The 11,870-nt window shown below is 50.0% G+C and carries 12 protein-coding genes; 2 read left to right on the top strand and 10 right to left on the bottom strand.

All coding sequences use genetic code 11. The features are described from left to right. Positions 1 to 16 precede the first annotated feature (16 nt). The 9 genes from HY455_02920 to murA all read right to left on the bottom strand — a co-directional run bounded on the left by HY455_02920 (position 17) and on the right by murA (position 8,847). The gene (locus HY455_02920; protein MBI4118458.1) at positions 17 to 481 is read right to left on the bottom strand and encodes a pyridoxamine 5'-phosphate oxidase family protein; all 465 of its coding nucleotides are present in this window, start codon (positions 479 to 481) and stop codon (positions 17 to 19) included. 298 nt (positions 482 to 779) lie between these two features. Then, complete coding sequence (locus tag HY455_02925) at positions 780 to 1,559, bottom strand: rod shape-determining protein MreC (protein MBI4118459.1); 780 nt, start codon at positions 1,557 to 1,559, stop codon at positions 780 to 782. A gap of 141 nt (positions 1,560 to 1,700) precedes the next feature. Then, positions 1,701 to 2,768: a rod shape-determining protein gene (locus HY455_02930; protein ID MBI4118460.1), complete on the bottom strand. Its 1,068-nt coding sequence runs from the start codon at positions 2,766 to 2,768 to the stop codon at positions 1,701 to 1,703. Between the two features lie 25 nt (positions 2,769 to 2,793). Beyond that, on the bottom strand, positions 2,794 to 4,041 hold the full coding sequence (locus HY455_02935; protein MBI4118461.1) for a prolyl-tRNA synthetase: 1,248 nt from the start codon (positions 4,039 to 4,041) through the stop codon (positions 2,794 to 2,796). 52 nt (positions 4,042 to 4,093) lie between these two features. Next, positions 4,094 to 5,194, bottom strand: coding sequence for an RIP metalloprotease RseP (rseP, locus tag HY455_02940; GenBank protein MBI4118462.1), 1,101 nt, complete (start codon positions 5,192 to 5,194; stop codon positions 4,094 to 4,096). Positions 5,195 to 5,217: 23 nt separating this feature from the next. After that, positions 5,218 to 5,769 carry a ribosome recycling factor gene (gene frr / locus HY455_02945; GenBank protein ID MBI4118463.1) on the bottom strand — a complete coding sequence of 184 codons (552 nt, stop codon included), beginning with the start codon at positions 5,767 to 5,769 and terminating at the stop codon, positions 5,218 to 5,220. 31 nt (positions 5,770 to 5,800) lie between these two features. Continuing rightward, on the bottom strand, positions 5,801 to 6,472 hold the full coding sequence (locus HY455_02950) for a hypothetical protein (GenBank protein MBI4118464.1): 672 nt from the start codon (positions 6,470 to 6,472) through the stop codon (positions 5,801 to 5,803). 46 nt (positions 6,473 to 6,518) lie between these two features. Then, positions 6,519 to 7,532: a rod shape-determining protein gene (locus tag HY455_02955; GenBank protein ID MBI4118465.1), complete on the bottom strand. Its 1,014-nt coding sequence runs from the start codon at positions 7,530 to 7,532 to the stop codon at positions 6,519 to 6,521. A gap of 16 nt (positions 7,533 to 7,548) precedes the next feature. Continuing rightward, positions 7,549 to 8,847, bottom strand: coding sequence for a UDP-N-acetylglucosamine 1-carboxyvinyltransferase (gene murA, locus HY455_02960; GenBank protein MBI4118466.1), 1,299 nt, complete (start codon positions 8,845 to 8,847; stop codon positions 7,549 to 7,551). 59 nt (positions 8,848 to 8,906) lie between these two features. Between murA and HY455_02965 the strand changes: the two genes are divergently transcribed. Together HY455_02965 and def are read left to right on the top strand one after the other, a co-directional pair. Then, positions 8,907 to 10,835, top strand: coding sequence for a hypothetical protein (locus tag HY455_02965; GenBank protein MBI4118467.1), 1,929 nt, complete (start codon positions 8,907 to 8,909; stop codon positions 10,833 to 10,835). Positions 10,836 to 10,865: 30 nt separating this feature from the next. After that, positions 10,866 to 11,390: a peptide deformylase gene (def, locus tag HY455_02970; protein ID MBI4118468.1), complete on the top strand. Its 525-nt coding sequence runs from the start codon at positions 10,866 to 10,868 to the stop codon at positions 11,388 to 11,390. A 40-nt stretch (positions 11,391 to 11,430) separates the two neighbouring features. On the opposite strand, the gene HY455_02975 is transcribed toward def, so the two are convergent. Next, positions 11,431 to 11,829, bottom strand: a complete 399-nt coding sequence (locus HY455_02975) for a DoxX family protein (protein ID MBI4118469.1) — start codon at positions 11,827 to 11,829, stop codon at positions 11,431 to 11,433. Between the last annotated feature and the right edge of the window lie 41 nt (positions 11,830 to 11,870).

Raw genomic sequence — 11,870 nt, forward strand, 5'->3', positions numbered from 1 at the left:
GACGAATTTGATAACGCTAATCCTTCAAATACACCTCCACTCTCGTATCAATATACATTCCGCCTTCTTCCCCCTCCCCGTTCATCCAAATCTTTTCCGGAACCGCCTTATAGAGCCGTATGGGCGCATTGCCCTGTACATGTTCTAATTTCCAATAGACATGACGCCGATCCCACAACAGCTTGTGGGCAAACGCTATTTCCTCGGGATTTTCCAACTCCTTTGCCGTGGCTTTAATATAGACCCCCTCTCCCACCCCAGGAGGCACCGTCGAATCATAAATAACAAGAAAAACATTACCGTTCGCCCTAATATTTTCTGCTTTTTGGCTGTGGCGATATGTGCCCCAATAAAAGTTAAAGTGCTCGTCGTATGCGGCAAAGACAGGAGAATTCCACGGCATTCCTTCTGCAGAAACACTTGCGACGGTCGCATACATCACGTTTTCAATTATTGCTTTGGCTCGTTTATTGTAGTTCATATCGCTACGTTCTCGAGTTTAATACCACCGAAGATACCCCCTGGCCCACTCGCTTATAACAAGAATGACAATTACTACTGCGGAAAAAATAAATTGAAAACCATTGAGCCATTCGATACTCGTCCCGTACAGTATGTCAAAGAGAAGGGCCATGGCGACGGCTTCGTAAAACTTTGGGAAGTAGAGCGTGGCAATAATCCCCAGAATGGCACTAACCCACCAGGGGGCAAAAAGGACAGCCGCAAAAAGCCCTGCGCTTGTCGCAAAACGAAAGAGAGGCTGTTGCAGACCCCCGGAATTAATCGAGAGACTGTTTTTTTGTGATCTCCACCCACTCGAGTTCATATATGTTTACTGGTAGTTTAAAAAGGAGGATCTGGAATGAGTCGGCCGGTTCAGCCTTAATACTCTCGACTATGCCGAGTACAATTCTTCTCTTCTCTATAAGCGAAACGAGATCACCCTTTTTGACCTCAATGCCGCGCGGCAATTTTGCTTCGAAGTTGCCACCCCCTTGGCCCACCGCATCGACCCTCAAGGCCGACGCGCCAATCTCAACGACAGCTTTTTCCCCCGGAGAAGAAAAGAGCGTGACCTTCGCCGTCTTTCCTGAAACGAAAGTAACGGTACCAATCGCAACACCTCCCGGTGCGCTTACGAGATCACCGACGTGAAGCCCATCTTCTCCCCCCCGATCAACAATGAGGGTGTCATACGGAGAACGGTTCGGGCGCACAAGTACAAACGCGAGTATGGCGGTAGCATCTACCTTTGTGGCCCCGAGATAGTGGCGCAGTTCGTCATTTTCCTTCTTGAGCAGAAAGAGCGAGAGCATTTCTGCCTTTAGGCGGCGCATCTCGTCTTCTAGGCGTGCATTTTCTTTGAGGAGAAGTTGCTTGCTTTGCACAACAGAGAGGATACTCTTCGCCTTTGCTGTAAACATGCCCTCCCCTTTCCACAGAGGAACTGCAACGGCATACGCAACCCGAGAAAACTGATCTTTCAACACAGAAAAAGACGCAAAAGCTCCAACAAGAGCGACGAGTACTAGAACGGTGATGAGAAAGGATTTTGGCATGCCAAATTTTAACGAGTGAAAACGAGTACAAAATTTGCGCACCGAGCACATAAAATCCTTGATTTTATGTGCTCTGGTAAAAGTTTGGCAATCGCTGTTTCTGGTCTCCCGCGGGAGGGCAGAAACAGCGAGCCAATTCTTTTACTCTGTTGGGGGGAATGCTTCTTCTTGTGTTAAAAGCATTTCCTGAAATGAATCCATGTCTTCCAAGACGACGCCTGTTCCGCGCACAACCGCCGTCATCGGATCGTGCGCCACGTGGATGGGGAGCGAGAGCTCTTCATTTAGCAAATCGGCAAGCCCGCTAATGGCGGCACCGCCACCAACCAAGACGATGCCTCGCACCATAACATCAGAAAGAACCTCGGGCGGAGTCGATTCGAGAACTTCTTTGACCGATTCGATCAATACGGCGAGGGAAGCCGAGATGGCCTCTCGAATATCGGAGTCGGTAATGACTACTTCGCGTGGGAGGCCAGTCACAAGGTCTCGTCCTCGTACCTCCGCTTCAACAGGAGCCGCCCCGGGGATGACCGACCCAATAACAATTTTAATGTTTTCTGCCGTTCGGTCGCCAATAAGAATCTTAAACTCGTTTCGTATGTAGGAAATGATGTCTTCGTTGAATCTATCTCCCGCAATATGGAGGTTCTTTGCTCGAACAATGCCTCCGAGGGAAATGACGGCGATGTCGGTAGTCCCGCCACCGATATCGATAATCATGGTGCCAATCGGATCCTTTACGGGCAAGCCAACACCGATGGCGGCGGCCATGGGTTCTTCTATAATATACACTTCGCGTGCTCCAGCATTCAGTGCGGCGTCTCGTACTGCGCGAGTCTCTACGTTAGTAATTCCCGAAGGTACGCCGACGACAACACGAGGTCGAATAAACTTGGGGGAAAGTTTTTGGACTCGGTTCAAAAAGTACGAGAGCATTTCTTCGGTAACTTCAAAATTGGAAACCACACCGTCTACCAATGGTCGCACTGCGGTGATGTGGGCGGGAGTGCGCCCAAGCATTTGTTTTGCCTGAGAACCGATTGCGACAACCTGCCCTGTCTTTTCGTTTACCGCAACAACTGATGGCTCGTTGATGACAATACCAAATCCGCGCACGGTGAGAAGCGTGTTTGCTGTGCCAAGATCTATGCCGACATCGTTTGACAACAAACGATAAAGGCGTTCGTGATATGAACGAAATGACATAGTGAAATCAATGTGACCCCCCTTCTTAAACTTTCAAAAGCTCATCTACGTGTATATACCCACCCTCTCTGGTGCGTCGATCTTTCAACTCGACAATCCCCTCTCCACCTTCAAGTGCCCTTTCTCCAACGATGACGTGGTTTGGGATTCCTATAAGGTCGGCGTCGGCAAACTTTACTCCTGTGCTCTCGTCGCGGTCGTCATACAACACCTCTACCCCCGCACCTTCAAGCAGTTGATAGACCTTCTCCGCTCTCTTCTTCACTTCTTCATTCCTCCCCAATGAAAGTAGGTGGTATCGGAACGGGGCTATCTCTTCCGGCCAGACGATACCTTGATCATCAGACAGAAGCTCAACTACTGTTCCCATGAGTCGCGTTACACCGATGCCGTACCCACCCATAATGACGGATCTCTTGCTCCCCTGCTCGTCGATGAACGACATGCCATACGGATCGGTAAACTTCGTGCCTTGTTTAAATATGTTCGCGACTTCTATTGCTTTTTTCTCGACTAAATCTTTTCCCGTAAGCCCTAAGTCGGAAAGTACTTCGTCGGTGTACACTTCCTTGTTTACCGCAATACCACGTTCTTCGTCAATGTAAATAGTGTCTTCGCCCGCTTCCGAAAGCGCCTGAAACTCATGAGAATATTTCGAAAACGTCCCGCCGCTCGCAAAGGTGAGATACGTCTTGTCCGCTATGCCGCAGGCCTCAAAAATATTCCAATAGGCCTCCTGTACTTTCGCGTAATACTCATCCTGCTCCTCTTCGGTTCGATTGAAGGAGTATAGATCTTTCATGACAAACTCGCGACCGCGCATGATGCCGCTTTTTGCCCGAAGCTCGTTCCTGAATTTGGTCTGAATTTGATACAGATAGAGCGGTAGATCGCGGTACGAATGAACGTACTCCGTCAGCAGATTGACCAACTGCTCATCATGGGTAAATCCTAGACCAACCTCGACATCATTCTTGAGTCTCGATTTGAACCATACTTGAACCGCCTCATCGTCCCACCGTCCCGTTTTCTGCCACACGGACTCCGCCTGCAGTGCTGTCAAAATAAGCTCACTCGCCCCGATGGCATTCATCTCTCGTCGGATGATACGCTCGATGTTTTTCAAAACCCGAAAACCGAGCGGGAGGTACGAGTAGACACCCGCCATTTCTTTGTGAATAAACCCTGCGCGCAAAAGCAATTCAGCGTTTTTGGAGACTTCGTCTTTGGGGGCTTCGTGCCTTGTTTTTGTGAACAATTGAGAAAACCGCATGGTAGTATCATAGCCCATAAAATGTCTGTGCACAAATATATTCCGGCGATCTTTAGGAGAACAATCTGACGAGATCGTTGTAGGTTACCGCGAGCATAAGTCCTATGAGAATGACGAACCCAAAGAAATGCGCGACGTTTGTGATACGGGGCGAGATTGGTGAACCTTTAAGCGCTTCGATTCCAAGAAAGAAGAGCCGCCCACCGTCGAGAGCCGGAAAAGGGACTAGGTTAATGACTGCGAGGTTTAATGAGATGAAGGCCGTAAGTGAGAGGAGATAGACGAAACCAAAATCCGCGGCATCTCCAACGATGCCCGCTATGCCGACTGGCCCCGCGAGGCCCGAGAAGTCTGCGGTGCCGTTAAACATAGAAGCGATGAGGCTGGCAAAAGAAGTCACAATTGCGAGAAGAAGCATGCCAGTCATCCTTGCCCCCTCCCACAGCGCCTGGAGAAACGGGAGGTGTACGGTGCCTATCACATCCATAGTTATGCCGACTCCGGGAAGATCGCCTACGACACCACGCTCGGGTGTCACGAGTGCCTCTAGAGAAATATCTCCGTTTCGCACATACGCAACAGTAATCGGGGCACTATCGTGTGCCTGAATAAACGACTGCATTGTCTTCGCATCCGGCTTGGTGACGGTCTCTCCGCCGACGATGAGGGAAAGAATGCGATCGCCCGGCAAAAGACCCGCTTTGGCCGCAGGAGAATTGTCTAACACGGAGATAACTGTTAGCTGCGCATTTTCTAAGACTCCCCCGCGCGGAATGGTACCTTCTGAGACCGGGAGCCCCGCCATAAGGCCAAAGGAGATGAGCACCCAAGCCAAAAGGACGTTGGAGAAAACACCTGCGGTGATAACAACAGCCTGTATCCACTTTGGTTTATTGACGAAGCTTCGTCCTTTATCTTCTCCATGAAGTGACTCTTCATCAGGATTTTCTCCAAAGATGCGCACAAAACCTCCAAAGGGGAGGGCGTTCACCGTGTATTCCGTCTCTCCGTATTTCTTGCCAAAAAGCTTGGGCGGAAATCCGATACCAAATTCATCGACACGAATACCCGCGCGTTTGGCAACAACAAAATGCCCGAACTCGTGAACGAGAATTAAAACGATCAGTATCGCGATAAAGAGTACAATGGACATGCGATGAGTGTGATATTGCTATGTTACTGAGATATCTCTTTTTCCTTCTTCTCTACCATCGCCTCCAATGCCTCATTCCCGTCTTTAACGACTTTTTCCATTTCCTCCTTCAGACGGAATTTCACATCTTTTGAAATAGCCTTAACCTTTTCCTTCTCCTGAATGTCACCCCATGCCTCGTCGCGGTGACCGCGAAGCGTAACACGCGCTTCCTCGAGTTTGGTGTTTACGAGCCGCTTCAAAGCTTCTCTCCGCTCAACAGTAAGATCAGGAAAAATGACACGAAGCCCCTGGTCATCCGCGGCAAGCGAGAGGCCTAGATTCGCATCCTCGATTCCCTTGCGTATGTCCCCAATCTGTCCCTTGTCCCATGGCGTGACTCGAATCGTCCGCGCATCTTCCGTCGAAACTCCAGCAACGTGGTTTATAGGCACTTTTGTACCAAAAGACTCGATACGAACACTGTCGAGTATGGCCGAGGTTGCGCGACCCGTACGGATCGTCGAAAGCTCGCGAGCAAGCCATTCCTCGGTTTTTTTAACGTCACTCTTTAGTTTAGAAAAGTCGTAGGCCATATGCGTTTCTATTATATCACTTTCTTTTACATTAAGGTTGTCTGTTAATCGCGAGGGCCAAATGCTCCAAAATCATTTTGACAGACGGCGAGCGGCTGTCTAGATATCGGCGACATTTCTCTATTTCTGTAAGCACCTCCTCAAATGCACGCTCCTTAGTTTGTTTATGGATGACCTCTTCAAGGTGGTTCAAAAACGTTAGGGCTCTAAACTTGTCTTTCTCCTCAATGATGTCTTTCAAGAGCGCTACACGTTCCGGAAATGACGCCGCAAGGAATTGCTTGGCTACACCGTCTTCGCCCTCTCCGTATGTATTCATGTCGACAATATGGAGTCGCGAGCGAAGTGTGGGAAGTAACGTTGCGGCACTCGGTAGGATGAGAAAAAAATGCGTTCCAGCTGTCGGCTCTTCAAAAACTTTGAGAAGCGCATTCTGTGCTTCGCGCGTCACGACATTCGTCGCAATGACGAAAAGCTTGTACCCCCCACCCGCTGCAGTCCGTGACTGCATATCCTTCAGGCGTCTGCTCTCTTCGATTCCGAATGTATCGGATTCTTCGTACCAAAAATTGGGATTCCCGTGCGTCGGAAACTTGAGCTCTTCCTCCAAAAAACGAAATACGTCCTGGCACACGGCTGTACGTTCTCCTGTGAGACAGTAGGCGTGGTGCAAATTGTTAGAATTTAGAATTTGTTTGGACATATAAAGACGATTTGTCGTCGCTACATTCAAAATTCTAGATTCCAGTTTACCGTTTCGCGATGATGCTCTTTTTGTATGTCTCGAGGTGCTCTAAGGCAATACCCGTCCCCTTTGCCACACAAAAGAGAGGATCTTCGGCGAGATACGCCCTAACCCCGGTTCGACGATACACAAGCTCTGGAAGGTTGCGCAGAAGCGATGAGCCCCCGGTCATGGTAATCCCATGATCAATAATGTCGGCGGCCAACTCTGGGGGTGTTTCCTGAAGAACGTCTTTTATCGCTTTGATGATCTCTCGGAGCTGGGGTTCGATTGCTTTCACTATCTCGTTTGTCGTGACTTGAACAGATCTTGGGAGTCCCGCGACAAAATCGCGCCCCTTCACCGTGATCACAAGTTCTTCCTCGAGAGGAATTGCTGAAGCGACCTTCACTTTGATTTCTTCCGCCGTCTTGTCACCCACAGCAAGATTGAACGTCTTCTTTACATAATCGATAATCGCATTATCGAGTTTGTCGCCGGCACATTTCACTGATTTCGACGCGACAATGCCGCCCAAAGAAATAACCGCGATGTCAGTAGTGCCGCCGCCGATGTCGACGACCATGTGCCCACGCGCTTCATGAATTGGAATCCCCGCCCCGATGGCGGCGAGAACGGGTTCTTTGACGATATACGCCGCCTTTGCCCCAGCCTTAATAGCCGCTTCGACAACTGCGCGGCGTTCGGTCGAAGAAACACCCGCAGGTACGGATACCAACACTTCTGGCTTGAACACACTCCACGGCCCAAGTGCTTTATTGATGAAATATCGAAGCATCGCTTCTGTAACGCGATAGTCTGCGATAACGCCGTCCTTCATGGGGCGATACGCGATAATGTTTTCGGGAGTCTTGCCTACCATGCTCTTTGCCTCAAGCCCTACGGCAAGGATTTTGTTCTCGGGTATGGCAACAGCAACGACAGACGGCTCGTTCAAGACCACCCCTTTTCGAGGTACGTACACAAGCGTATTTGCAGTGCCAAGATCAATTCCCAGCTTTTTTGAAAAGATACCCATTTATTACAGTTAGAATTTACGCTCGTCGGATGTCCGCCCCCACACCTTTCAGTCGCTCCTCTATCCTCTCATACCCCCTATCAATAATGTAGACATTATGGATGATGGAGTTTCCTTCCGCAACAAGAGCGGCGATAATGTATGCCAACCCCGCACGAAGGTCTGGGCTTTCGAGTTCCTTGCCGCGAAGCGGCCTTGGTCCGCGCACCAATAAGCGGTGTGGATCCAGAAGCATAATATCCGCTCCCATGCGCACGAGCTCGTCAACATAACGGAGCCTGCTCTCAAAAATGGTCTCAAATACCAATGCTTCGCCAAGAGCTTGGGTGAGGAAAACGGCCATCGGTGCCTGCAAGTCTGTCGGGAAACCAGGGTACTCGTGGGTTTTGAGGCCAAAAGAATGATATGGGAGTTTGTGGTCGCCCCTTACTCGGACCGAATGCTTGCCGACATCTATATGTACTCCCGCACGTGTGAGGAGTGTGATAAGCGACTCAAGGTGGGAAGGTTCACACGACGCAATGGTCACATCACGCGCAAGGAGTGCCGCGAGAATAAGGAAACTCCCCGCCTCAATTCGGTCTGGTGGTGTCACATAGGGTTTCCCTTTAGATACGAGCAGCTTTCCTCCCTTGATAGTAATCGTGGATGTCCCCGCTCCTCTAATGTCGGCGCCACACGTGTTGAGAAACTTTGCGAGAGCAGGTATTTCTGGTTCAAGCGCCGCATTTCGGAGAATCGTGGTACCTCGCGCGAGGACTGCCGCCATCATCAACGTCTCAGTACCCGTGACACTTATCGTTGGGAAAAATATTTCTGCGCCATGAAGCCCTTCTCTGGGGGCAGAGAGTTCATACCCTTCCTCTTTCATTTTTACTACCGCTCCCATTTTTTTAAATCCATCGAGAAAAAGGTCTATCGGGCGAGCCCCAATAAGACAACCCCCGGGGTGAGGAAGCGAGACGCGTCCAAAACGCGCGAGGAGTGGACCCGTCAAAATGACTGACATTCGCATTCGCTTCGCGAGCGCTCGCGGCAAAGATGTCTTGATCTTACCCTTTGCTAAAAGCGAAAACGAATCGGACCCTGTCTTCTTAACGCGCACGCCAATCTTTAGGAGAAGTTCGAGCAATCTATGGAAATCTTCAATATCGGGTGTGTTGGTGATGTGAAGGGTGTCGCTGAACAAAAGAGCTGCCGCAGCCGCTTTGGGCGCCGCATTTTTCGCCCCGCGAACATTAAGCGTACCCTCAAGGACGCGTTTGCCCGCCAAGCCCTTTATAAGAAACCTACCGCCTTTTGTCATTAATCCCATAGTACGGGTTTTTTGCTTTCTCGACAAACCCCTGTGCCTTCTGCGACAATGGAAATATCATGAGGACCGTCGAGGTAATACCCATAACACGGAGCATATATAGGAACTCCCTCACGTATTACACGACAAAACTCGTAGAACCCGGCGCCCTGGTAACGATTCCCCTTCGCAACCAACTAATCCCCGCTCTTGTCATTTCTTCAACAGAGGTCGCTCTAACAAAGGGTGACTTGAAAAGTGCAACATATGGCCTGAAGAAGCTCACGAGTGTTGGGGAATCGGCGCTCTTTCTCCCCTCTTTTTTAGAAGCGGCACACCGTAGTGCCACCTATTTTGCTTCGACTCCCGGATCGGTATTAAGCGCATTTGTGCCGAAGGTTGCGCTTCAGAACCCAGAGGTGTTCGGTATTGCCCCTAGAGCCCTTGGCCACAGAACCGGCGAACCAACATCTGTTGCCGCGCCTCGAAAATACGAAAAGCTCGCTTTCCAGGCGGCAGACGACGAGCGTTTTGCCGCATACAAGAGTCTGATTCGCGAATCATTTGCAAAAAATCAATCTGTCTTCTTTTGTCTCCCAACGATTGAAGACATAGAAGGAAGTCGCGCAACTCTAGAACGAGGAATAGAACAATACACGTTTGTACTTCATGGAGAATTGTCAAAGAAGGAAACAATCGCCCGCTGGCAGGCGACTCTTCGGGAAAAGCACCCGGTACTGATTATCGCCACCGGCCTTTTCCTCTCACTCCCCAGAGAAGACGTAAAAGTCATTGTGCTCGAAAAAGAGAGCTCATCAGCGTATAAGCTTTTGACACGACCATATGTCGATATTCGCACGGTCGCAGAGTTTTTGGCCGAAGCATCGGGAGCAAAATTAATCCTGGGCGACATGCTCTTACAAACCGAGACTATTTACAAAAAAGAGGAGGGTGTGCTTGAAGCGTTTGCCCCGCTCAAATTCCGTTCCGTCTCTCGGGCCGAGAATACATTAATTGACATGAACCGCTACCAAACCGAGGCGGGAGGAGAGAAATTCAGAATCTTAAGCGACGAAGTACTGCACCTTCTTGGGCGACTACGAGAGAAGAACGAGCGACTACTCCTCTTTGTCTCTCGGCGCGGACTATATCCGATAACTACATGCTCCGACTGCAACACTGTTGTCGAGTGCCAGCACTGCGAAGCCCCCCTCGTTCTGCACACACAGGGCAAGGGCGAGAAAGAGCGTTACCATGTATGCCACTCATGTGGGAAAAGTGTAAAGGCGCAAGACCGTTGCCCTACCTGCGCAAGTTGGCGCTTGGTCCCTATTGGCATAGGCGCCGAGAATGTCTTCGAAGAGGCGAAGAAACACGCGGGAGATGCGTCGGTTCTTCTCTTGAGCAAGGATTCGGCATCAACAAAGAAGAAGGCGCGAGAGATTATGAAGCAATTTTTTAGCGCTCCGAGTGCCGTACTTGTTGCGACACAGATGGTCATACCCTATCTTCGAGAAGAACTTAGTAATGTGGCAGTGGTATCTATTGATTCGTTGTTTACACTTCCTGACTTCAAGATAAACGAGCGCGTCTTCCGCATGCTCGCGGTGCTTAACGCGCGGACGAGTAGACGCTTCCTCATACAAACAAGACTCCCCGACACCCCCCTCTTCCGTCATGTGCTTCTGGGAAACTTCCTCGAGTTCTACCGCGAGGAGCTTGCGGACCGAAAAGAGTTTAACCTCCCTCCATTTACGGTTCTCATCAAGGTCTCTTCTCTAGGCACAAAGGATGCCATGGAGCGAAACGCGGAGAAGCTCAAGGAGTTGTTCTCACTGTATGAACCGACGATTTTCCCCGGATTTATTGCCAAAGTAAAAGGAAAGCATATTCTACATATGTTGATTCGCATGCCAAGAGAAAACTGGCCGGACCGGCATCTTGTCTCCATGCTCGGGGCGCTCCCGCCCGGATTTAAAATCCAAGTCAATCCAGAATCAATCCTTTAGATTTTTTATATTCAGTGGTAGGTTAATGTTATGGCTAAGATTCTACAAAAGGAACATCCTATACTACGCGGGACCGCCGAAAACGTGCCCCTTGCCGACATTGGTAGCAAGAAAATGATGGGGGTGATTTCCGACATGCAAGACGCCATGCATAAGGAAGAAGACGCAATCGCGATTGCGGCGCCACAGATTGGTGTTCCGCTTCGACTCTTTGTCGTCTCGGGCAAGATGTTCACAGAGGTTGAAGAACGAGAGGATGGGGCACTCGTCCGCCAGTACGACAAAGTCTTCGTGAACCCCAAGGTCAAGAAGCGCTCGCGCAAACAGCAAGAGCTCGAAGAAGGCTGTCTTTCGGTCCGATGGAAGTACGGTTTCGTGAAGCGAGCGGACAAGATTACTGTCGAAGCCTACGATGAAAAGGGTGAGAAATTCACCCGGGGCGCATCAGGCTTGCTTGCGCAAATCTTTCAACACGAAATAGACCACTTGGACGGCATTCTCTTTATCGACAAGGCACATAGTGTGCGTGACCTCCCGCCAACAGAAGAGAAGTAGCCCATAACAAAAAGACTCCGGTGTACGGAGTCGTTTTTTGTTATGGAAGAAGCGAAAATGACCAAGGTGCCGGAACCGAGAGGAGCATCAAGATTGCACCGAGAAGAGCCACGTTCTTCAGGAATTGTATGCGCGAAATGCGCCGTTCGTTCGGATCGGTAACCTTCCAAAATGGGTGCATATACAACGTCACTGGAATCATGAAGACAGCGAGCGCAAGGAGCGACCACTCCGGGTACACCCCGAGGAGAACTCCCGCTCCGCCCACCACAATAAGGAATGATGCGAGAGGAACAGATACTGGTGCGATCGGAACACTTTTAGATGCGGCATACCCAATCATCTGCTTAATCTGCACAAAGTGCATGACTCCGTTGAAAAGAAAGTACCCGCCGAGAAAAAGGCGGCCGAGGAGAAAAGCGAGTGTGAAGAAGTCCATGTTGATTGCGAAAAAGCGCGTTGTCTACTAATGTAGAGAGT

The organism is Parcubacteria group bacterium (genome assembly GCA_016204045.1).
In the GTDB taxonomy this organism is placed as follows: domain Bacteria; phylum Patescibacteriota; class Minisyncoccia; order Phycocordibacterales; family UBA2135; genus JACQLQ01.

Coding starts and splice junctions, on each gene's coding strand:
- HY455_02920 (MBI4118458.1), bottom strand. CDS start 481: ATGAACTACAATAAACGAGCCAAAGCAATAATTGAAAACGTGATGTAT.
- HY455_02925 (MBI4118459.1), bottom strand. CDS start 1,559: ATGCCAAAATCCTTTCTCATCACCGTTCTAGTACTCGTCGCTCTTGTT.
- HY455_02930 (MBI4118460.1), bottom strand. CDS start 2,768: ATGTCATTTCGTTCATATCACGAACGCCTTTATCGTTTGTTGTCAAAC.
- HY455_02935 (MBI4118461.1), bottom strand. CDS start 4,041: ATGCGGTTTTCTCAATTGTTCACAAAAACAAGGCACGAAGCCCCCAAA.
- rseP (MBI4118462.1), bottom strand. CDS start 5,194: ATGTCCATTGTACTCTTTATCGCGATACTGATCGTTTTAATTCTCGTT.
- frr (MBI4118463.1), bottom strand. CDS start 5,769: ATGGCCTACGACTTTTCTAAACTAAAGAGTGACGTTAAAAAAACCGAG.
- HY455_02950 (MBI4118464.1), bottom strand. CDS start 6,472: ATGTCCAAACAAATTCTAAATTCTAACAATTTGCACCACGCCTACTGT.
- HY455_02955 (MBI4118465.1), bottom strand. CDS start 7,532: ATGGGTATCTTTTCAAAAAAGCTGGGAATTGATCTTGGCACTGCAAAT.
- murA (MBI4118466.1), bottom strand. CDS start 8,847: ATGGGATTAATGACAAAAGGCGGTAGGTTTCTTATAAAGGGCTTGGCG.
- HY455_02965 (MBI4118467.1), top strand. CDS start 8,907: ATGAGGACCGTCGAGGTAATACCCATAACACGGAGCATATATAGGAAC.
- def (MBI4118468.1), top strand. CDS start 10,866: ATGGCTAAGATTCTACAAAAGGAACATCCTATACTACGCGGGACCGCC.
- HY455_02975 (MBI4118469.1), bottom strand. CDS start 11,829: ATGGACTTCTTCACACTCGCTTTTCTCCTCGGCCGCCTTTTTCTCGGC.